This window comes from Filomicrobium insigne (genome assembly GCF_900104305.1).
GTDB classification, from domain to species: domain Bacteria; phylum Pseudomonadota; class Alphaproteobacteria; order Rhizobiales; family Hyphomicrobiaceae; genus Filomicrobium; species Filomicrobium insigne.
In genome coordinates, this window is the sequence record NZ_FNJC01000001.1 from 90546 (window position 1) to 112380 (window position 21835).

Consider the following 21835-nt stretch of genomic DNA (forward strand, 5'->3'; position numbering starts at 1 on the left):
AATTTGATTTTGAAAACTGATAATTTATGAATTTAGATAACACCCATCCGCACCCTGCGGCCTCCACCCATCATACTGATTTCAAATGTAATTTTTCTCATCTCGAGTTTTGGCACACGTCTTGCTGAGAGGTTAACCAGTTTCGGAGGTCGGATCCCCGACGAACAGCAACGATGGAGTGTCGTCCATGACAACAAAGAGCCTAGGCAATCCCTACGATCCAACCTGGATCTACGTCACGGCAAAGGTTGTAGTTGTTCTGAATGTGGGACCTCGGGTCATCATCATGACAGTGCCGCCAACGCGAGCGCTCCTCAAAACAACGAAGAAGCTCTTGAGCGCGCCATCGAAAGCGCTGTCGTCCGCTCCGTCTTCGGTCACAACGAACTATCACGCCGATCCTTCGCCGGCCTGCTCGGCGGTTCCGCTCTCGCAGCTGCGATCGCAGCCGTGTTTCCCATGGACGCTGCGAAGGCTGCCATTCTCGATGAACTTGGCAAACCGGAAAAGGCGAAACTCAAGGTCGGCTTTGTTCCCATCACCTGTGCGACGCCGATCATCATGGCTAAACCACTTGGGTTCTATGAGAAGTATGGCCTCGATGTTGATGTGATCAAGACGGCGGGCTGGGCCGTTGCCAGAGACAAGTCTCTCAACGGCGAATACGACGCCTCTCACATGCTGACGCCTATGCCGCTCGCCATCACCATGGGTGCGGGTTCCACAGCGACGCCTTTCATCATGCCGGCAGTTGAGAACATCAACGGGCAGGCGATCGTCCTGCACAACGATCACAAAGACAAGAACGACCCGAAACAATGGAAGGGCTTCAAGTTTGGGGTTCCGTTCGAGTACTCGATGCACAACTTCCTGCTGCGCTACTACGTGGCCGAAGCAGGTCTCGATCCCGACAAGGATATTCAGATCCGTGTCGTTCCGCCGCCCGAAATGGTGGCCAACCTGCGCGCCGGCAATCTCGACGGCTACCTCTCGCCCGACCCATTCAATCAGCGCGCGGTTTGGGAAAAAGTTGGCTTCATCCATATTCTCACGAAGGAAATCTGGGACGGACATCCTTGCTGCGCTTTCGCTTGCTCGCAGGAATTCGCGACGAAGCTACCCAACACCTACGGCAACCTGTTGAAGGCCCTGGTCGACGCTACGCAGTACGCCAGCAACAAGGATAATCGCAAAGAAATTTCGACTGCGATCGCTCCCGCGAACTATCTCAATCAGCCCGTGCCCGTCATCGAGCAGGTCATGACCGGCCGCTACGCTGACGGTCTCGGCAATGTCAAAAACGTCCCCGATCGCATCGATTTCGATCCGTTCCCGTGGCACTCCATGGGCGTGTGGATCCTCACCCAGATGAAGCGTTGGGGCTATATCGAAGGCGATGTCGACTACAAGAAGATCGCAGAGCAGGTCTATCTGACGGCCGACTGCGGCAAGCTCATGAAGGATCTCGGGATGCCTGTGCCCGACAAGACCTACGAGAGCTACACGATCATGGGCAAGACGTTCGATCCTGAAAAGCCGGAAGAGTATGTCGCCAGCTTCCCGATCAAGCGCGGGGTCTGATGCCATGGCGATCGCAGACAACTTAAAGGCCGTGCTGCTTTCCGTTCTGATGCTCGTCGCTACGCTCGGCATTTGGGAACTTGCGACGCCGAACTCACAATCTTCGGGAGAGCTTTCCGAATACGAACTTATGACCGGTGGCGGGGGGCAGCAGGCGCGCGTCCCTCCGCCTTCGGCGGTGATCGAGAAAGCTGTCTCCGAACTGTCGAAGCCGTTTTACGACAACGGCCCAAACGACAAAGGCATTGGTATCCAGATTGGGTATTCACTCTACCGCGTGCTGACCGGCTACTTCCTGGCGGCACTCGTGGCAATCCCGATCGGGTTTCTGATCGGGATGTCGCCCCTGATGTACAAGGCGCTCGATCCATTCATCCAAGTGCTGCGGCCTATCTCACCCTTGGCTTGGATGCCTCTCGCCCTGTTCATCATTCAGGACAGCCAGGCCTCAGCCATTTTCGTAATCTTCATCTGTTCGATCTGGCCGATGCTCATCAATACAGCGTTCGGCGTGGCGGGTGTGCGCAAGGACTGGGTGAACGTCGCGCGGACACATCAGCTTTCACCTCTCAAGACCGCCTTTCTCGTCATTTTGCCGGCGGCAGCTCCGACGATCGTGACCGGCATGCGGATTTCAATCGGCATCGCTTGGCTCGTCATCGTCGCGGCGGAGATGCTCGTGGGCGGTACAGGCATTGGCTACTACGTCTGGAATGAGTGGAACAACCTCGACCTGACGAGCGTGATCTTTTCGATCCTGATGATCGGGGTCGTAGGCATGCTCTTAGACGCCGCCTTCGGGCAACTTCAGAAGGCCGTGCGGTTCCAAGAATAAATCGGCCGGACGAACGAAAAGGATAAGCTTCATGAGCAGGTCATTCATAGAAGTCTCCCAACTCGCCAAACGTTTTCCGGGCCCCAAAGACGGCCAGCCCCTAACGGTTTTCGAGAACGCAGACTTCACTATCAAGCGCGGCGAGTTTGTCTGCATCATCGGCCACTCCGGCTGCGGCAAGTCCACGATCATGAACATCCTCGCCGGGCTCGATGAGCCCACCGAGGGCGGCATCATCATGGATGGCAAGGAGATTTCCGGACCGAGCCTGGAACGCGGCGTCGTGTTTCAGAACTATTCACTCCTGCCGTGGCTTTCAGCACTTAAGAACGTCATGTTCGGCGTTCGTGCACGGCATCCTCAGTGGACACGCGCACAGGTCTACGAGCATTCGCAAAAGTTTTTGGGGCTCGTGGGGCTGACTGGGGGAGCCGAGCACCGCAAACCGGCTCAGCTCTCCGGCGGCATGCGGCAGCGTGTTTCGATTGCGCGAGCGTTTGCTATCCAGCCGAAACTGTTGCTGCTTGACGAACCGTTCGGTGCGCTCGATGCGCTTACGCGCGGCACGATCCAAGACGAGTTGACCCGCATCTGGTCCAGCTCCGAGCAAACCGTCTTCATGATCACGCACGACGTCGATGAAGCCATCCTTCTCGCCGACCGTATTCTTCTCATGACCAACGGGCCCTACGCGCGCATCGCCGAAAGCGTGGTGGTTGATATTCCGCGGCCGCGGCAACGCGGAGAGATCATTCATGATCCCGGTTACTACAAGATCCGCAACCACCTCGTGGATTTCCTGACCAATCGGTCCAAGAAGCTCTCGGGCTCACAGTCCGATGGTTCAACGAATAGCCCGATCACTGTCCGGCCCGCTTTGGATGAGGTCCAGTCCGACGGCCGCCCTACTTCGCCGCGCCCGCTGGTGTCGGTCGCGGTTTAAGCGCTCCCCAAGATCAACAACCGTCGAGGAAAACGACAATGAATAAAGCCGAAGTCACCGAAATGATTCTGGCGAAGAAGAAGCAAACTGGCATCACCTGGGCCAGCATGGCTGAAGCGATCGGCATGTCCGAAGTGTTCACGACTTCCGCGTGCCTTGGCATGAACTCTATGCCGCGTGACAAAGCCGATAAACTCGCCACCCATCTCGGCCTTCCGCAAGAGGCTGGTCCCGTCCTCGCGGAATTTCCGACGAAGATGTTCGAGCAGTCCATTCCGACAGATCCGTGCATTTATCGTCTGTACGAAATCGTCGGCGTCTACGGTCAGACACTTAAAGAACTCATCCAGGAGAAGGGTGGCGACGGGATCATGAGCGCGATCGACTTTGAGATGTATGTCGAGAAAATCCCTGATCCGAAGGGTGACCGCATCGAGATCAAGATGAGCGGCAAATTCCTGCCCTACAAGAATTGGTAAGTTCCTAATCACGTTAGAAACGAGGGGAGCGGGTTCTGTCTCGCTCTCTTTTTTTGCCTAATTGCCTTTGATGCTCACTTTCTATCGCCCGAATTTAGGATGCACGTCATGCGACCTCCCTTGCCTCCCTTCACCGCTGAAACCGCGGCTCAAAAAGTCCGAATGGCCGAAGATGCGTGGAACACGCGAGATCCCGAGAAAGTCTCGCTCGCCTACACGCCAGACACCGTTTGGCGCAATCGTGCTGAATTCATCAAAGGACGCGAAGCCGTTCAGGCGTTCCTGACGCGCAAGTGGGCCCGCGAACTCGAATACCGGCTGATCAAGGAGCTCTGGGCGTTCGACGGAAACCGGATTGCTGTGCGCTTCGCATATGAGTGGCGTGACGATTCAGGGCAGTGGTACCGCGCTTATGGCAACGAGAATTGGGAGTTTAGTGACGACGGCCTGATGGCGCGCCGCATCGCGAGCATCAACGATCTCCCGATCGCTGAAAGCGAGCGCAAATATCACTGGCCACAGGGCCGCCGGCCAGACGATCATCCGAGTCTCAGCGATCTCGGCCTTTAATTAAGTAAGCGCTCCGCGGCAGATGCCTCCTGCTGCCGCGGTTCCGGCCGCTTATCGCAGAGGGTGGCGATAGGTTTCCACGCGGGCAAGCCAGCCACGCTGCCATCTCTTGTCGGGTGGATTGTTGGAGATCCGGCGCTTCAAAGCAAAGCGGGCGGCATCTGCAAATTCGGCGAGCACCTGCTTAGGATCTTCCGACGTCCCATTCATTGCAAGGAGGACGTCTTTCAAACCCCAGCCTTCGGGTTCACCGGTGCGCCGATTGGGAAACGTCTCTTTATCGCTGATGCCTTCGCCCTTGAAATTTATGTAGTCGATCAGCGGGTAGAGATCCTGTGAAACTCCGACAAGCCTATAGAACTGACGGCGCACGTGAAGGCGGTCGTCCGCATTCGGCAGGCTGTCCAAAATCTTCGGGAGCGCTGCCTTCGTACGCTGCGCAAGATACTGGACTTGTAGATCCACGGTCTCCAGGAGGAACCTGCGCAGGCTCGTCATTTTCGGCGAGTAGAACTCGCGGCGGAATTCCTGCTGCGTCTTCCAAGGACAGGGTGGCACAGGCGAAACGTCCAGCCACGCCGGCGGCTTCGCTCCACGGCTGCGCAAGAACTCCAGCATCGCTGGAAAGCTCTCCCTGAACCGCGTATCAAGCCCCTCGGAAAACCAGATGAAATGGCCGATGCCGAGAGAGGCAAAATCCTCGGTCGTGTTCCAGGCGGTGATCGCCTCACGATCCCCACCGGATTCATTCAGCCAAACCTTCTGGCCGACCTTTTCCGCCAGATCCTGCGAAATCTCGATTGATCGCATGGGCGCCGCCACCAACTTTGGCTCTTCGACGAGAACTGGAGGCGTCTCCGTGGCAAACGCCGGAGACGTCAATACCAGAATTATACCGGAAGCAACAAAGGGGTTCAGTCGCAGCACGTTTTGTCCTTCGTGTTCCCCGTGCTCGTTAGGCCAACGCTCGATCATGCTGAAATGCATGGTAGCCCGCGGCACGCATCCTCTTTTACCCTATGCCGGAACAGAACGGCGGCAGTGTGATCATGCACAGGAGGCCGAAATCTGCGGCCTAGATGTTGGCGCAAAGGGGTAAAAGTTCGGTTTGTGAGGGGGAATATCGGTCGGAACTGGCGGCGCTCAAAACGAGCAAAGTTCATCGCCGTCCAACCCTGATAATTTGCGTGGAAAGACAAAGTGGCTGGGGAACCTGGATTCGAACCAGGACTAACGGAGTCAGAGTCCGTGGGTCTACCGTTAACCTATTCCCCAACGGCGCCAGAAACGGCGCTTCGCAATGGAGCGAGGCATATAACAATTCCGGACGCGGGGCGCAACCAGCGGCGTGCGGAGAATGCACTATCCCTTCGCGCTATCGCGCAATCGGCAGCAATTCCGGGCGATATTCGAAGTGCATGGTGTCGAAGTGGTGCCATTTTCCGCCCCATATGAAGCCATGACGTTCGAAGATCTCGACGATTTCGTATGGAATTCGGTTGCGGTACCGTGGGGACGCACCGCTGGCCGGCTTTGCCCAGCGCCAATAATCCGTATGCTTTATGGCGATGTCGATGGCGATGCCGTAACCGTGCGCCGAGATGCGATCGGTCCCGGCGATAACACGGCAATTGTACGTTCCTGCTGAGGGGATCAGGAACTTATCGAACTTTGACGAGAGCTTATCTAGCTCGTCGCTGACCCGCTGCAATTGCTCTGCAACCCCATTTATGCGCGTGACGCGAAGCCGCTGACTAGACTTCTTGGGAAGCCAAATAACGTCGACGAGCTCCTTATTCACCGCACCGGACCGACAGTCCCCGTACACTTTTCGAAAGAAGGCTTGGTTCCGTGCCCGCCCTGGATCGGCACCAGCATGGGGTGGCTGCGCGAGTTGGCCGAGCGGATAAGGCACGCGTAGCATGTCGGCGACGCTCGGTTTTTCAAGCCATTCGGCGCTGCCTGGAGGTTTCGGCTCCACATCAAGCGGCATGCGCGTACCATCCCGCCAAATGAGTGTCGTTTCGTCTGCGCCATCAATATAATCTTGGTACGTCTCAATTAGCCGTCCCGAAATTTCTTTAAGGGTCTGCGCCCCCTCGACGCCGCAATTCGCGGTGGTCGCCAGAGCCTGAAGCACCGCAACCATGAGAAACATGACAACGTAATTCATTGATACTTCTATACTTTACTCAATCATTAGGCGTTCACACGCTTGATACTACCGCTTTTCAGCCTACCGAGTACAAAGTCAGGCATCCTGCTTTACCACTCCTTGCGACCTGCTACACTCAGTTCAAGACGAATCCAGACGGCTGTCTGATGACGCAACTTCCTCCGACTGCCTGTGCCCTACAGCACGGGTTGTTTCGGAGCCAGCGCCAGACACTGGAGATAAAGCGGTGGAGGATTTTAAAGACGAGGGAGAGCCCCGCCCTGCGTCCGTGGACGAGAAAGTCCCGGCGCGAAAATCTGTATCTGCAGGTCCTCTGCACCATGAACGCGAGCCCGTCGACGTAAGGACGCTCGATGTGCGCCATTTGCTTACTGGCTCCCCCGCGCCAGAACCTCGAACAGCCGCGCTGGATTGCGTTCGTGATCAAAAGAAGCAAGCTTGTCTGAATGGCAACGCCAACGAGCGCGCGTTAAACCGCGGCGCCCGCCAGGAGACGGTTGAGCAAGTTTACGGCGCTCTCGATCTCGGCACGAACAATTGCCGCCTATTGTTGGCCCGGCCAACACGCCGCGGATTTCGCGTTGTAGATTCTTTTTCACGCATCATTCGGCTTGGTGAGGGTGTCTCGCAATGCGGTACGCTTTCGGAACCAGCCATGCGCCGGACGATGGACGCACTCAAAGTCTGTGGCTCCAAGCTCAACCGCCATGGTGTCCGCCGCGCTCGTCTCGTCGCGACGGAGGCTTGCCGATTTGCGAGCAACGGTCCGGATTTCCTCGCGCGTGTTAAGGAGCGCCTCGGTCTCGATATTGAAGTGCTCACCCCCGAAGTCGAGGCACGTCTCGCCGTCTCCGGCTGCGCCTCGCTGATCGATGACCGATCTGACTACGTTCTCGTTTTCGACATCGGCGGCGGTTCTTCCGAACTGATCTGGCTCAATCTATCGGGTGCAACACGCAAGCGTTCGCGCGGCGCGGATCGGATCGATGCACAGAACCATATGGCTGCATGGACGTCTTTGCCGGTCGGTGTTGTGACGCTTGCTGAAAGATTTGGCGGACGGTTCGTCACGTCGGAACGCTTCGAAGCGATGGTCGAACACGTCAGCAACTTGCTCCGCCCCTTCGAAGATAAGTACCAATTCGCGCCCCTGTTGCGTGATCGTCCGGCGCATCTGCTCGGCACGTCAGGTACGGTGACGACCATTGCAGGCATCCAGATGGGCTTGCCGCGTTATGATCGCAATCGGGTCGACGGATGCTGGCTCTCAGTCGCAGAAGCACGCGACATCACCTACAAGCTCGTCGGTAGCAGTTACGAGGAGCGCGTTGCCCAGCCCTGCATCGGGCGCGACCGAGCGGATCTCGTGCTCGCCGGCTGCGCTATCCTCGAGGCCCTGATACGGTTGTGGCCCTGTGAACGATTGCGGGTTGCCGATCGCGGGTTACGCGAAGGCATCCTGACCACATTGATGATAGAAGACGGTGTCTACCGGACACGGCGACGGCGCGGGCGCCAGCATCGCTGACAGCACATCTTAACTCTTAAAAGCACTTGCTAGACGAGGTCACTCCTTGGCGAAGAAAGGCAGCGGCGGGATTACCGGCCCGACAGGCGGGCAGCGCCAATTGCATGTTCGTGTGAAGACCGCGCGAAAGCGCTCAACATCGTCTGCTCGATGGCTCGAACGTCAGCTCAATGATCCTTATGTGGCCGCGGCCAAACGTGAGGGCATGCGCTCGCGCGCCGCTTACAAGCTCTTGGAAATCGATGACAAGCACCGAATCCTCAAACCCGGCCAGCGGGTGATCGATCTCGGGGCAGCGCCAGGAGGCTGGAGCCAGATCGCCGCGGACCGTGTGAAGGCTTTAGACGGGCAAGGTGACAAGCGCGGCCAGGTGGTTGCCATCGACTACCTGGATGTCGAACCGCTCCCTGGCGTGGACTTCGTCAAAATGGACTTTACGGACGAAGACGCGGAAGATCGGCTAAAGTCCATGCTGCGAGACGGAGCAGCCGATGTTGTCATGTCTGATATGGCAGCGCCGACTGTGGGACATACGCGTACTGACCACTTACGCATTATGGGACTTGCCGAAGCGGCTGCGCACTTTGCGTGCGATGTCCTAAGCCCTGATGGCGCCTTTCTCTGCAAGGTTTTCCAAGGTGGGGCGGAACGCGATCTGCTTGACCTTCTAAAGCGCAACTTCAAAACCGTGCGTCACATCAAGCCGCCAGCCAGCCGCTCAGACTCTGCGGAACTGTATGTTCTTGCGACAGGCTTTCGCGGAGACAAGAAAGCAGAAGACGCGGACAACTAGTACTTTTCGCAACGGGCCGAGCGGCCCCGAATTTGACAGCTGACCAGACGGTTCCTCAAAAAAGACATCGCCCGCGATGGGAGCCGTAGCGGGCATAATTCCGGTTTTTATGATGATACGTGTTTCTGCTCTCAGCAGGATGGCTTGCGCTTGACCGGCTCACTAAATCCAAACACACGCCACGCCCAGGACGGCATTGCACAGTCGCCGGTCTCATAATACTCGGCCGCTTGCTTGTTGGCGCGCGCCTGAACCTTTCTTTGACGGCCAGCGCTTCTGGAAGACGAGCCATTCTTGTTACTGGTCTCGCCTTTTTCGTCTTCCATCTCTATCACGTCGATTTCAGGAGCCGCGCGGCTCGACCTGATCTCGCCCGCATCGCTATCGGGACGCGCGATAGTAACTGGCAGCTGGCTGGGATCTACGCCGCCTAGATTTTCAGTTTCCGCGGGATCAGCATTGGTCGCTGTATAGCCAGCAACCCGTGGCTGACCGAGCGATCCTGTTTCGGGCGGCGTACGGTCGGTTGCCGGACGGGGTGCTGTAGCCAGATCCTGATTGGCAGGCTGAGCGACAGGGGGATCTTTTTCGACAGCTATGATCGCCGGGGCCGCAGGCTTATCGGTGTCGCCGACGTCGACTGGAACCTTTTCTTTAATGGAAGCGACGTCTACACCCGAGGATGTGCCTGTCGCCGTTGCTGGCCCATCGTTTGGCTCTGGAGACCAGGGGATCATCATCAGGGCCGCCGTTGCTCCGGCGAGCCCCACACCGGCAAGCCAAAGCGCGCGCCGCGGACGCCGCGTGCGCACCGGCATGGAATTTGTAGATTCCAACGCCTGTCGGGCGGCCGCAGCGACCGCCGACTCGCGCACCTTGGTTTCGCGCTTCTCTGGCACGACAAGGTCGTGCGCATACCAGACGCGCGATTCCGTCGGTCCGGATGGTTGTGAAGGTTTCACGGCTCTTTCTTTAGCTCGCAGAATGTTGATCCGGATCCCAGTTGAGAGCCAGGAAACCATGATTCGGCGTTTCATAGCTGACGGGAAAAGGCTTTGCCTTCGTGAGCGGCATGTATTTTTGATTCTAGTTGCGAAAACGCTGCCTATTGCCCGAAAAAGGCGATCGACGTACACGCAAAGCATATAAGTGCCGCAACGCCCTCTACTCAGGCATGAATGCGTTTACAAACTCGTGTCGAGCATCACATAACCGCCTGCGGTTGTAAGCTATATAGCAATCTCATCTATTCAGGAGTTAGGACGTGAAGATTCTCGTGACTGGAGCCGCCGGCTTTATCGGGTATTTTGTAGCGCGGCGATTACTCGACGAGGGTCATGACGTCATTGGTCTTGATAATCTAAACGATTACTACGATCCGTCGCTGAAGCAGGCCCGGCTGGCTCAGCTCAAGCCGCATGAACGCTTTTCTTTCCTGCGGCTGGATATTGCCGACCGCGCAAGCATGGCTGAGCTTTTTGGCGCGCATAATTTCGATCGCGTTGTTCATCTCGCCGCTCAGGCGGGCGTACGTTACTCACTTAAGAATCCGAATGCCTACATCGATTCAAACGTCGTTGGATTCATGAATATCCTTGAAGGATGCCGACAAACCCAAGTCGGGCATTTGGTCTACGCGTCATCGAGCTCTGTTTATGGGGCTAATGAAAGCGTTCCCTTCTCGGTGCATCAGAACGTCGACCATCCGTTGAGTCTCTATGCCGCCACCAAGAAGTCCAACGAACTCATGGCGCATACTTATGCGCACCTTTACCGCATTCCGGTAACCGGGCTCCGTTTTTTCACAGTCTACGGACCCTGGGGGCGCCCCGACATGGCGCTGTTCCTGTTCACCCGCAAAATACTCGCAGGCGAGCCCATCGAAATATTCAATCACGGGCACCACGCGCGCGACTTTACCTACATTGACGACATTGTCGAAGGGGTCGTGCGAACGATGCATTCCATCGCGCAGCCCAACTCACAATGGTCTGGGTCGGCGCCTGATCCCGCTACATCTTCCGCACCCTACAGACTTTATAATATCGGCAATCACGAACCCATCGCGTTGCTCGACTTCGTGGCTGCTATTGAACGCTCTCTTGGCAAGACAGCTGAAAAGATCATGTTACCCATGCAGGCAGGCGACGTGGAAAAAACGTTTGCCGACGTGGATGACTTGGCCCGGGATGTGGGCTTTGCTCCCGCAACACCACTGGAAGCCGGAATCGAGAAATTCGTAACCTGGTATCGCGACTACTACGCCCAGTAAGACCGCCGAGTTCCGTCATAGAGCAAGGCCTAGCGCATTTTTTGATCACAGATGCTAGTGTTTAACGAGACCGGCCTGAAGGACGTGCGTGTGCCCTACCCCGCACGTCAGGCTCTATCATGATGGACACGGATCAATGGCACTCACTCCTGAGGAAATTCAGCGTTACAAGCGCCATCTGGTACTCAAGGATGTTGGGGGACCAGGGCAGCAACAGCTCAAGAAAGCGCGGGTTCTTCTTATCGGCGCGGGTGGATTAGGCTCGCCAATCGCGCTTTATCTCGCGGCGGCAGGCGTTGGTACGATCGGCCTTATCGATGACGATATCGTCTCGCTCGACAATCTTCAGCGCCAGATCGTCCATGACACAGCAGACGTCGGCGTGCCGAAGGTCGAAAGCGCCCGCAAGACTATCAACCGTCTCAATCCGCATGTCGACGTCGAGACATTCAATTTTCGACTGACATCGGACAACGCACTGCAAATCATTGAGCAGTTCGACTTGGTGTGTGATGGCTCGGATAATTTCGCAACACGCTATCTAGTCTCTGACGCCTGCTATTTTGCACGCAAGACGTTGGTGTTCGGTGCTGTTGGGCCATTCGACGGCTATGTGACGACACTCAAGCCGCACGAGAAGCGGCCGGACGGGACACCTTGGCCGAGCTACCGCTGCATTTTCCCCGAGGCTCCACCACCGGGAACGGTAGCGAACTGCTCCGAGGTCGGCGTCCTTGGAGCCGTCGTTGGCGTCATTGGTACTCTGCAGGCAACCGAAGTCCTCAAGGAGATCACCGGTGCCGGTGAGACCCTGGCCGGCCGCTTGTTGATCTACGATGCCCTGGGATCACGTGTTGAGAGCGTCTCAATCGGCTGGGATCCCGAGAATGAGCTCTCGGGCAAAAATCCGACCATCATCGACCTTTCGATGCATGATGGCACAGAAGCTACCGCGGCCTGTGCCGCCACGTAGCGCATTCAGCTTCGATCGTTCCGAAAAGGCCTCAGAACATCGCAGGATGGACACGGTCAGGCGGATTGTGACCGTCCATGAACGTCTTGATGTTGATGATGACCTTTTCACCCATGTCGACGCGGCCTTCCAGCGTCGCCGACCCCATATGCGGTAACGCGACAACGCGGCTTGAGCGCAGCAACTTCGGGTTCACGGCAGGCTCGTGCTCAAATACGTCGAGGCCGGCCCCAGCAATTGCTTCGGCTTCAACTAATCGTGCCAGCTCGTTTTCATCAATCACCTCACCGCGCGCTGTATTGACGATGTAAGCCGTCGGCTTCATCAGCCGGAGCCGGCGTGCAGAGAGAAGATGGTAGGTCGCCGGGGTGTGCGGGCAGTTCACAGAAATAATGTCCATGCGCGCCAGCATCTGGTCCAGGCTATCCCAGTAGGTCGCCTCGTATTCCTGTTCGATCTCCTCAGGCAGCCGGCGGCGATTGTGATAGTGGATCTGCAGCCCGAACGCCTTGGCGCGCCGTGCCACGGCACTTCCGATGCGCCCCATTCCGATGATTCCCAACCGTTTGCCATAGATGCGATGGCCGAGCATCCAGGTTGGCGACCATCCGTGCCACTCGTTCGCAGGATCTTTCAGATACTGCGTCGCTTCAGCGAGACGCCTGGGGACGGCGAGGATCAGCGCCATGGTCATGTCGGCGGTATCCTCGGTCAATACACCTGGCGTATTGGTCACGGTAATGCCGCGGTTGCGGGCTGTATCAAGATCGATGTTATCGACGCCAGTACCGAAGTTTGCGATAAGCTTCAGCTTTTCACCCGCCTGAGAAATCACGGCCCGATCAATCCGATCGGTCACCGTCGGCACGAGAACGTCAGCCGTTTTGACCGCCTCGACAAGCTCCGCTTGCGACATCGGCTCGTCGGCAACGTTCAAGTGGGCTTCAAACAATTCACGCATGCGGGTCTCGACGACCTCTGGCAACTTGCGCGTAACGATGACAACGGGCTTTTTGGGGCTGTTGGGCATGGGTGTCTTGCTGGTCGGAGGTTTAGCTTCCGGGTCGCGCGATGGGCTTGAATGTCGCGGTCGACACGGGCGCCGTCGGTAGGTCCGAAAGTCGGATCGGCCTTCTCTAACAGATGGTCATCGCAATGACAAAGCTAGCGGACAGATTGAGCTTAAACACTGGATTGGTGGCAGGTTCCTCACCATGTACGCGCTTTCAAGGAGAAGTCAGAATTAAAATGCGGGCACGAGCAAGCGGGACAACAGCGCGAAACAGCGGTTCGCGAATCAAACGGCACGGCCGATTCGGCGTCTCCACCGCCTTCCTCCTCTCCGTGGCCCTGATGGCTGGAGGCCTTTTTGCCGGATCTGCGGCTGCCCAAGAAGGCGGAACGCAGTTTAAGGTTCCGCGCTTTGTCAGCCTGAAGTCCAACCGCGTTAACCTTCGCAAGGGACCAGGCACGGACTACCCCACATCCTGGGTCTTTCGCCGAGCGGGCCTTCCCGTTGAAATCATCAAAGAATTCGAGGGCTGGCGGCAGGTGCGCGATGCAGAAGGAACGACGGGATGGGTCCTAGGGTCGCTTCTCTCCGGGCGCCGAACGGCACAGATTCTTCCTTGGGATGTAAAGTCATCCCAAGAACGGCCTCAGGTTGCACTTGCGTCTCGAGAAAGTGAGGGTTCGAGACCGGTAGCGATGGTTGAAGCGGGTGTCGTCGCGGACATTCATGAATGCGACGGCGAGTGGTGCTTCGTTTCCGTCGACAAGTATCGGGGGTACGTCGCGCAGAAGAAGCTGTGGGGTGTTTACCCCGATGAAATCATTAAATAGCGGAATATCTTCCGCTTTCTGCACTGAGTGTGACGACTTATTCTTTCACGAGGCGCACAATTACGTCGATGTGAGAAATCTTTGTGCCTTCCGGCGGTTCCGGGAGTCCGTCGACCCGAATCGAATGGCTGGGGATGTCCACCAGAACACCTTCCGGCTCTAGGAAGTAATGGTTGTGATTCGAGGTGTTGGTATCGAAGTAGGTCTTTGTACTGTCGATCGCCAATTCGCGCAGCAGCCCGGCACGCTTGAATTGATGTAGCGTGTTGTACACCGTCGCCAAAGAAACTTGCTCGCCCGCCTTCTCAACCTCGTCATGAAGCAATTCAGCCGTGACGTGGCGATCTTGCCCGCAAAAAAGCAGTTGAGCGAGCGCAACACGTTGACGCGTTGGCCTTAGCCCTGCTTGGCGAAGAATCTTTTCTATGTAGCGGTCGGCTTCCGTGCGCATATCTGCGTTATCACTACCTCGCGCGAGGCGAGTTCCTTAGGTTTCGTCGTACAATGGGGCATCCTGCCACTTTCGCACAGACGCCCCAAGCACGTAATCTTAGACGGCTTTTGCCCAGCTAAGCGGTATAGAATGCTCTGCTTAATATATCTGCAAGCGTTACGTCCTGCAACTTGGCCGCGTTCTACAGACAGTTAGCGGAAGGTTAAAGCACCTTGACGACCCAACCGTTTGCCATTTGAAGGTCTTGGTGAGTGTGTTACCAGATTGACCCCATGTGCGTCGGCGCCTTCTTGGTGCGCGCCACAAGCGGCAGGTTAATGAAACAACTACGGGGGATTCGAAACGAGGCCCATGGCTGAGCGGCGACCAAACTTTGACTACGACGATCTGATCGCCTGCGGACGCGGAGAACTGTTCGGACCGGGCAATGCCCAGCTTCCGCTCCCGCCCATGTTGATGTTTGATCGCATAACTTCGATCTCTGAAACCGGCGGCGCGCACGGCAAAGGCCAAATCGTGGCCGAACTCAAAGTGGCAGGCAATCCGAAGCTCGACTGGTTCTTCAAATGCCATTTTGAAGGTGACCCGGTCATGCCGGGGTGCCTGGGACTTGATGCGCTGTGGCAGATGACTGGTTTCTTTCTGGGTTGGCTCGGCGCCCCAGGACGCGGCCGCGCTCTTGGCGTTGGCGAAGTGAAGTTCACCGGAATGGTGGTGCCAACCGTGCAACGCGTGGAGTACATCGTCGATTTAAAGCGGGTTATTTTACGTAAGCTGAAGTTGGCCATCGCCGATGGAACCCTAAAAGCCGACGGACAAACTATCTATACAGCCAGCGACCTGCGTGTCGGACTGTTCGAGACAGGGGACGCGGTAGCGGGGGCATAAACTCCGCCCGTGGAGCCCCGCTCCAAAACTGCGACACCAATTCAAATCCGGGGCCTCTTCAATGCATGGGCTCCGTGAGGGAAAGGGATTTTGATGAGACGCGTCGTCGTCACCGGGATGGGCATCGTTTCCTCAATCGGGAACAACACCCAGGAGGTCCTTGCGTCTTTGCGCGAGGCCAAATCCGGCGTCGTCAGGGCAGACAAATATGCCGAACTCGGGTTCCGCTGCCACGTTCACGGGGCGCCGAATATAGACTGGGAAACCCAGGTCCCCCGTAAGCCGAAGCGCTTCATGGAGGCCGGCGTCGGCTGGAATTACATCGCTATGGATCAGGCCATTCGCGATGCCGGTCTTGAGTCCTCCGAGGTCGTCAATGAGCGTACCGGCATTATTGTTGGTGCGGGCGGCCCTTCCACGGTCGCGATCGTACGTGCTGCTCAGACGACCCAGGAACGTGGCCCGAAAAAGGTCGGACCATTCGAGGTCCCGAAGGCAATGTGCTCGGGGCCTTCAGCGGTTCTCGCGACGAGTTTTGAGATCAAGGGTGTAAATTACTCAATCTCCTCGGCATGCTCGACGTCAGCGCATTGCATTGGCAATGCTGCAGAGCATATCGCCTGGGGCAAGCAGGACATCATGTTCGCCGGTGGCTGCGAAGAGCTGGACTGGACCCTGTCCGTCCTTTTCGACGCGATGGGCGCGATGTCGTCCGGCCACAACGATGCTCCTCAACGTGCAAGCCGGGCCTATGACAAGAATAGAGACGGCTTTGTGATCGCAGGGGGCGCCGGCATGCTGGTGCTTGAGGAGCTGGGACACGCCCGTGCGCGCGGCGCCAAGATTTATGGCGAACTTGTCGGTTACGGGGCCACTTCGGACGGCTTTGATATGGTTGCCCCCTCAGGCGAGGGCGCGGCGCGGTGCATGAAACTGGCGATGCAAGGCCTTGATGGTAAAGGCCTGGGCTGCGATATCGATTATATTAATCCACATGCCACTTCCACACCGGTGGGTGACGCACGCGAAATTGATGCCATTCGCGCCGTTTTCGGAGAGAATATCCCCCACATCTCGGCGACAAAATCACTCACCGGTCACTCGATGGGTGCTGTCGGGGTGCAGGAAGCCATCTATTCACTCTTAATGATGAATGCCGGCTTTGTTTGCGAAAGTGCAAATATCGACGAATTAGACCCTGAGTTCGAAGGGGTGCCGATCGCGCGCCAGAGGTTGGACGACGTAACGCTTAACTGTGTAATGTCGAACAGTTTCGGTTTTGGCGGAACAAATGCGAGTCTGGTGTTCCGCCGCTACGAAACCTGATCTCACTTATGTCGCGGCGATAGGGGGACATCAGGTCCCTGCTTAGAGGTTCGTCCGACATGAAACGCGACACTACCGGCACTGGCTGGTTCGACACTGTTGGACGCGCCGCGGGCGCAGAAAGAAGGGCTCGCATGACCCAGACTGATTTTGCAAAACCCGGTCCTTTGCTTGCGGGCAAACGTGGCCTTGTCATGGGCGTCGCTAATGATCGCTCGATCGCATGGGGCATTGCACGGGTATTGGCCGGGCAGGGTGCGGATCTGGCCTTTACCTATCAAGGAGAGGCGTTCGGGCGCCGCGCCATTCCCCTGGCTGAATCGGTGGGCTCTAAGATCATTGTGCCTTGCGATGTCAGTGATCTCGATAGTGTCGATAAGGTTTTTGAAGAAATCAAAAAAACCTGGGGCAGCCTGGACTTTATCGTTCATGCGTTGGCTTTTTCTGACCGCCGTGAGTTGCATGGCCGATACGCGGATACGACGCGTGATAACTTCGTGAATACCATGGTTATCTCGTGCTTCTCCTTCACTGAAATCGCGAAGCGGGCCGCAGAGCTGATGCCAAACGGCGGATCGTTGCTTACGCTTACGTATGGTGGGGCGACGCGATGGGTGCCGTCCTACAACGTGATGGGCGTCGCTAAGGCTGCGCTGGAAGCCTCGGTACGATATCTCGCGGCCGACCTGGGCCCGCAAGGCATTCGTGTCAACGCCGTGTCGGCGGGGCCAATGCGAACTCTTGCCGGCGCCGGCATTTCGGATGCGCGCGTAATTTTCAACTATCAGCGCGATCATTCGCCTTTGCGGCGCACGCCAACGCTCGACGAAGTCGGCGGCTCGGCGCTTTATCTGCTGTCCGACATGGGAGGCGCGGTAACGGGCGAAGTTCACTTCGTCGACTGCGGCTATAGCACAGTGGCAATGCCGACGCTCGAAGCTCTTAAGGAGCAAGAAGCAGATGCAGATGCCGCCGGCCGGTCACCTTCGGAAGCGGCCGAATAAGGCTCCAATTGCTAGTAACTTGACGCATCGTCACGGCGAGCGCAGAACGCTTCAATGATCGGGGTCTTCGATTCAGGGTTGGGGGGACTGACTGTGCTGCGCGAACTCGCGGCGCGGTTCCCTCAGATTTCGTTCACGTACCTCGGCGATCATGCTCACGTACCCTACGGCAACCGGTCGTCCGAGGAGGTCGTGGACCTGACGCGTCAAGGTGTCGAGACGCTGTTTCGGCTTGGTGCGCGTCTCGTCATCTTGGGCTGTAATACCGCAACGGCAGTGGCTGCCCGGCAGCTTCAGCAGAATTGGCTGCCGAAGTCCCAATGGGGCGGACACAACATCCTGGGCATCGTTGCGCCGACGGTGGAAGCTGCGACGCAGACACCCTGGGCCGTTACAGCCCCGCAATATCCGCAGAAGTACAATACCGACATCATTGCCGTGTTCGGCACCACCAGAACAATTTCTTCGAACGTCTACAGAGAAGAGATTCGCAAACGCTGCCCAAAAGTCGTGGTCGTGCAGCAGATTTGCGCGAACTTAGCTGGAGCGATTGAGCACGAGGCGCCAGAAGCGGAACTGGATGCTCTGGTGCAAGAGGGGGTAGCCGGTTTACTGTCCCAGACCCACGACACGCCGCCGCATCGTGCGATTTTAGGTTGCACGCATTTTCCTTTGGTGGAGCATCTCTTCGCGCGTCATCTGCCCCCATTCACGCGCATTCTGTCCCAGCCGCAGATCGTCGCTGATAGTCTCGAAGATTATCTTCACCGTCGTCCGCATTTTGTCGCTGATAGTTCCTCCATAGCGAATCAATCCCATGTCCGCCTCATGACGACGGGCAATGCGCGGGAGGCCAGCTCGCTGGCCCAAGTTTTCTGGCCAGATGCTCCATCCTTCGAATCTGCATTAGAGTACACACGTTCCTAGGCTTGCTTCCTTGCCACAATTGCGTTGCATATCCGGCGCGCTTCACTTGAACTGAACGATTGTAAGCGAAAGGGCTCGACAAGCCCACCTGGTCTTTGTCTACAATCGGTGCGGGAACGGTGAAATGTGGCGGTGACGATGCCCAAATGGCAGATACTCACGATACGGAGCGGGCAACCGGAGACCTTACTGGAAGCCTCAAAAGACTGGAGCTGGGAACAACGCCTATCAGCGCGGATGTCTTTCTCGCTAGTCTATCACGACATGCTCAATGATCTCATGCGGTATGGCACACCCCAGCGATTCTACACGCGTGATTTTGCTGGTGCCGCAGTCAGCGCGCACGCGTGGCGAACGGGCAGTAATGTGTGTCTGTACGCAACCACAGTTGCATTTGACGGGACACTGCCTCCCGCGGATAGCGATGCTGGTCTCGACGCGTTAGCTTACGAAGCCCTGGATCAGACTTCAGTTTCGATCATCACGTGCTTCGGCAAAACTTGGCTTTTCGAGCAAACGCAGGGAGAGCCCATTCTGTCGCCGTTGTTAGCAGCGTATGTGGATGTCGCTGCCGCACCGAAGGGTTTTTGTGAAGATGGGGAACGCCAATCGCCTTTCGAAAGCAGTTCCCGCACCGGTCTAGCCTCTAAAAACGATACCATCGACGTCAACGAAAACTATGCGTGGCTCGATACGTGGCTGCTTCGCGGCGAACCTATGCCCTTCGGCTCACCCAGGAACCGATAAACATCTGGCGGGTGGCGAACAAAGGATCAGCCGCTGGGGCCGTAACATTTCCAAGAAAAAAGCGCCGTTGGATTTCAACGGCGCTTTTTTATTCTTTTATCGAGAAGGCTTACGCATCGCGGCGCGGGCGACGGTCACGACGCGGACGATCTCCGCGGTCTCCGCCGCCTGTATCTTCAGCTTCGCCTTCAGCACGGGGAATTTCCTGGCCCGTGGACTGATCGACAACCTTCATGGACAGGCGAACCTTGCCACGGTCGTCGAAGCCAAGGAGTTTGACGTAAACTTCCTGACCTTCCTTGACCACTTCACTGACGGTTTCAGGACGACCCTGGCTCAGTTGCGAAATGTGAACCAGACCATCGCGGGCGCCGAAGAAGTTCACAAAGGCACCGAAGTCCATAACCTTAACGACCTTACCCTTGTAGATCGTGCCAACCTCAGGCTCGGTGGTGATGGAGCGGATGCGGCTCAAGGCTGCTTCAATCGACTCACGCTTAGCGGCTGCGATCTTCACCGTGCCGTCGTCATTGATATCGATCTTGGCGCCCGACTCTTCGACGATCGAACGAATAACCGAGCCACCCGAACCGATGACTTCGCGGATCTTGTCCGTCGGGATCTGGATCGTTTCGATACGTGGAGCATGTTCGCCCAGTTCCGAACGCGCATCCGTCAGAGCCTTCGACATCTCTTGAAGGATATGCATGCGGCCATCTCTGGCCTGATCAAGTGCCACCCGCATAATCTCTTCCGTGATGCCGGTAATCTTGATGTCCATCTGAAGCGAAGTGACGCCGTTGGTCGTACCCGCGACTTTGAAGTCCATATCGCCGAGGTGGTCTTCGTCGCCGAGAATGTCGGAGAGAACGGCGAACTTGTCGCCTTCCTTGATCAAGCCCATGGCAATACCGGCGACGGGCGACTTGAGCGGGACGCCAGCGTCCATAAGTGCCAAGGACGTGCCGCACACCGTCGCCATCGAAGACGACCCGTTACTTTCGGTGATTTCGGACACCACGCGGATGGTGTAGGGGAATTCCTCCGCCGTCGGCATCAGAGGATGCACGGCGCGCCATGCGAGCTTGCCGTGACCGATTTCACGACGGCCGGGGCTCCCCATACGGCCCGTTTCACCCACGGAGTAGGGGGGGAAGTTATAGTGAAGCAGGAAGCGCTCCTTGCGCGTTCCTTCGAGCGAATCCACAAACTGCTCGTCTTCACCGGTGCCAAGTGTCGCCACGACCAGAGCCTGGGTCTCACCACGCGTGAACAGCGCGGAGCCATGCGTACGCGGCAGAACATCAACCTCCGACATGATCGGGCGAACCGTCTTAAGATCGCGTCCGTCGATGCGATGCCCCGTGTCGACCACGGATGAGCGCATGATGTCGGACTCGAGCGCTTTGAATGCGCTGGCAAGCAGACCCTTGTCTTCAGGCGCATCTTCAGGAACTTCGATTTCCGCGAAGACCTTTTCCTTGACGGCGGCAACCATGTCGTTGCGCTTTTGCTTCTCGGGGGTCGAGAAGGCAACCTTTAGATCTGCCTCAGCAATGGCGCGGACAGCTTCCTTGTACTTGCCCGTGTCGGGAAGCGTGATGTCCCAGGGTTCCTTGGCGGCAGTCTCAGCCAGCTTGATGATGGCCTGGATGACCGGCTGGAAATGCTCATGGCCGAACATCACGGCCTTTAGCATAACGTCTTCGCCCAGTTCCTTGGCTTCAGACTCGACCATCATGACCGCGTCTTCGGTGCCTGCGATCACGAGATCCAGCTCGCTTTCGGCCATCTCGTCCAGCATGGGATTGAGGACAAGCTCACCATTGATGCGACCAACGCGTGCCGCAGCGATCGGCCCGAGGAAGGGAACGCCGGACAGCGTCAGCGCTGCAGACGCAGCGACCATGCCGAGAACGTCAGGATCGTTCTCCATGTCGTGGGAAAGAACGGTGACGATGACCTGAACTTCGTTTTTGAAGCCCTGCACGAACAGCGGGCGAATGGGGCGGTCAATGAGCCGCGACGTCAACGTTTCCTTTTCCGTCGGCCGGCCTTCGCGTTTGAAATAACCACCGGGGATCTTGCCGGCCGCGTAGGTCTTTTCCTGGTAATTTACGGTCAACGGGAAAAAGTCGATGCCCGGCTTGGGCTGCTTGGCAGCGACTACGGTCGCGAGCACGCTGGTCTCACCGTACTGTGCATAAACGGCGGCGTCGGCCTGGCGCGCCATGTGGCCCGTCTCGAGGCGCAGCGGACGCCCCCCCCAGTCAATTTCCACGCGATGAATGTCGAACATGCTTTTCGTCTTTCGTTTCGGTCTTTGTTTCGTACGAGCGCGGTTCTAGCGCATTTTCAGCGATAGCAAAAAGTTTCCAGTCACAAGGCGCGCCCTATCGCGGAGCGGCCGAGACCGTCCCGCGTTGCAGGCACAAAAAGTTCACTGAAAAGCGAACCGCACAAATGTTGGTGTTTGTAGAATTCGCACTTGGACATG

The 21835-nt window shown here is 57.2% G+C and carries 21 protein-coding genes and 1 tRNA gene; 15 read left to right on the top strand and 7 right to left on the bottom strand.

What is annotated here, in order from left to right; translation table 11 throughout:
• Window positions 1-459: 459 nt before the first annotated feature.
• The 5 genes from BLS30_RS00420 (at window position 460) to BLS30_RS00440 (ending at window position 4408) form a co-directional block, all read left to right on the top strand.
• Window positions 460-1581, top strand: coding sequence for a CmpA/NrtA family ABC transporter substrate-binding protein (locus tag BLS30_RS00420; RefSeq protein WP_425284131.1), 1122 nt, complete (start codon window positions 460-462; stop codon window positions 1579-1581).
• Between the two features lie 4 nt (window positions 1582-1585).
• The gene (ntrB, locus tag BLS30_RS00425) at window positions 1586-2416 is read left to right on the top strand and encodes a nitrate ABC transporter permease (protein WP_046480251.1); all 831 of its coding nucleotides are present in this window, start codon (window positions 1586-1588) and stop codon (window positions 2414-2416) included.
• A gap of 31 nt (window positions 2417-2447) precedes the next feature.
• Complete coding sequence (locus BLS30_RS00430; RefSeq protein ID WP_090225823.1) at window positions 2448-3359, top strand: ABC transporter ATP-binding protein; 912 nt, start codon at window positions 2448-2450, stop codon at window positions 3357-3359.
• A 38-nt stretch (window positions 3360-3397) separates the two neighbouring features.
• Window positions 3398-3838, top strand: a complete 441-nt coding sequence (gene cynS / locus BLS30_RS00435; RefSeq protein ID WP_090225827.1) for a cyanase — start codon at window positions 3398-3400, stop codon at window positions 3836-3838.
• Between the two features lie 99 nt (window positions 3839-3937).
• On the top strand, window positions 3938-4408 hold the full coding sequence (locus BLS30_RS00440) for a nuclear transport factor 2 family protein (protein WP_090225830.1): 471 nt from the start codon (window positions 3938-3940) through the stop codon (window positions 4406-4408).
• A 51-nt stretch (window positions 4409-4459) separates the two neighbouring features.
• On the opposite strand, the gene BLS30_RS00445 is transcribed toward BLS30_RS00440, so the two are convergent.
• The 3 genes from BLS30_RS00445 to BLS30_RS00455 form a co-directional block, all read right to left on the bottom strand.
• Window positions 4460-5335, bottom strand: coding sequence for a hypothetical protein (locus BLS30_RS00445; protein WP_170832378.1), 876 nt, complete (start codon window positions 5333-5335; stop codon window positions 4460-4462).
• Window positions 5336-5609: 274 nt separating this feature from the next.
• Window positions 5610-5683, bottom strand: a tRNA-Gln gene (locus BLS30_RS00450).
• A 100-nt stretch (window positions 5684-5783) separates the two neighbouring features.
• The gene (locus BLS30_RS00455; protein ID WP_244512329.1) at window positions 5784-6581 is read right to left on the bottom strand and encodes a M15 family metallopeptidase; all 798 of its coding nucleotides are present in this window, start codon (window positions 6579-6581) and stop codon (window positions 5784-5786) included.
• A 229-nt stretch (window positions 6582-6810) separates the two neighbouring features.
• On the opposite strand from BLS30_RS00455, the gene BLS30_RS00460 reads away from it, so the two are divergent.
• A complete protein-coding gene (locus tag BLS30_RS00460; RefSeq protein ID WP_244512330.1) occupies window positions 6811-8112 on the top strand; it encodes a Ppx/GppA phosphatase family protein in 1302 nt (433 codons plus the stop codon).
• A 46-nt stretch (window positions 8113-8158) separates the two neighbouring features.
• A complete protein-coding gene (locus BLS30_RS00465; protein WP_076605312.1) occupies window positions 8159-8905 on the top strand; it encodes an RlmE family RNA methyltransferase in 747 nt (248 codons plus the stop codon).
• 131 nt (window positions 8906-9036) lie between these two features.
• Here the strand turns inward: BLS30_RS00465 and BLS30_RS00470 are convergent, their stop codons facing one another.
• The gene (locus BLS30_RS00470) at window positions 9037-9867 is read right to left on the bottom strand and encodes a hypothetical protein (protein WP_139165269.1); all 831 of its coding nucleotides are present in this window, start codon (window positions 9865-9867) and stop codon (window positions 9037-9039) included.
• Window positions 9868-10169: 302 nt separating this feature from the next.
• On the opposite strand from BLS30_RS00470, the gene BLS30_RS00475 reads away from it, so the two are divergent.
• Window positions 10170-11177 carry an NAD-dependent epimerase gene (locus tag BLS30_RS00475; RefSeq protein ID WP_090225837.1) on the top strand — a complete coding sequence of 336 codons (1008 nt, stop codon included), beginning with the start codon at window positions 10170-10172 and terminating at the stop codon, window positions 11175-11177.
• 136 nt (window positions 11178-11313) lie between these two features.
• Window positions 11314-12150, top strand: a complete 837-nt coding sequence (locus BLS30_RS00480) for a HesA/MoeB/ThiF family protein (RefSeq protein WP_090225841.1) — start codon at window positions 11314-11316, stop codon at window positions 12148-12150.
• A 31-nt stretch (window positions 12151-12181) separates the two neighbouring features.
• On the opposite strand, the gene BLS30_RS00485 is transcribed toward BLS30_RS00480, so the two are convergent.
• Window positions 12182-13180: a 2-hydroxyacid dehydrogenase gene (locus BLS30_RS00485; protein WP_090225844.1), complete on the bottom strand. Its 999-nt coding sequence runs from the start codon at window positions 13178-13180 to the stop codon at window positions 12182-12184.
• Window positions 13181-13503: 323 nt separating this feature from the next.
• Here BLS30_RS00485 and BLS30_RS00490 point away from each other — a divergent pair, with 323 nt between their 5' ends.
• Entirely contained in the window at window positions 13504-13992 is a 489-nt protein-coding gene (locus BLS30_RS00490) for an SH3 domain-containing protein (RefSeq protein WP_046480244.1), read from the top strand.
• A 37-nt stretch (window positions 13993-14029) separates the two neighbouring features.
• Here BLS30_RS00490 and irrA read toward each other — a convergent pair whose 3' ends face one another.
• Window positions 14030-14443: an iron response transcriptional regulator IrrA gene (gene irrA / locus BLS30_RS00495; protein ID WP_046478240.1), complete on the bottom strand. Its 414-nt coding sequence runs from the start codon at window positions 14441-14443 to the stop codon at window positions 14030-14032.
• A 354-nt stretch (window positions 14444-14797) separates the two neighbouring features.
• Here irrA and fabA point away from each other — a divergent pair, with 354 nt between their 5' ends.
• From fabA to BLS30_RS00520, 5 genes are all read left to right on the top strand, one after another.
• Complete coding sequence (fabA, locus tag BLS30_RS00500) at window positions 14798-15334, top strand: 3-hydroxyacyl-[acyl-carrier-protein] dehydratase FabA (RefSeq protein WP_090225849.1); 537 nt, start codon at window positions 14798-14800, stop codon at window positions 15332-15334.
• Between the two features lie 93 nt (window positions 15335-15427).
• Window positions 15428-16660, top strand: a complete 1233-nt coding sequence (fabB, locus tag BLS30_RS00505) for a beta-ketoacyl-ACP synthase I (protein ID WP_090225852.1) — start codon at window positions 15428-15430, stop codon at window positions 16658-16660.
• A gap of 134 nt (window positions 16661-16794) precedes the next feature.
• A complete protein-coding gene (gene fabI / locus BLS30_RS00510) occupies window positions 16795-17664 on the top strand; it encodes an enoyl-ACP reductase FabI (protein WP_090227259.1) in 870 nt (289 codons plus the stop codon).
• Between the two features lie 54 nt (window positions 17665-17718).
• The gene (locus tag BLS30_RS00515; protein ID WP_046478237.1) at window positions 17719-18591 is read left to right on the top strand and encodes a glutamate racemase; all 873 of its coding nucleotides are present in this window, start codon (window positions 17719-17721) and stop codon (window positions 18589-18591) included.
• 138 nt (window positions 18592-18729) lie between these two features.
• Entirely contained in the window at window positions 18730-19338 is a 609-nt protein-coding gene (locus tag BLS30_RS00520) for a hypothetical protein (protein WP_139165270.1), read from the top strand.
• A gap of 109 nt (window positions 19339-19447) precedes the next feature.
• On the opposite strand, the gene pnp is transcribed toward BLS30_RS00520, so the two are convergent.
• On the bottom strand, window positions 19448-21637 hold the full coding sequence (pnp, locus tag BLS30_RS00525; RefSeq protein ID WP_046478235.1) for a polyribonucleotide nucleotidyltransferase: 2190 nt from the start codon (window positions 21635-21637) through the stop codon (window positions 19448-19450).
• Window positions 21638-21835: the final 198 nt, after the last annotated feature.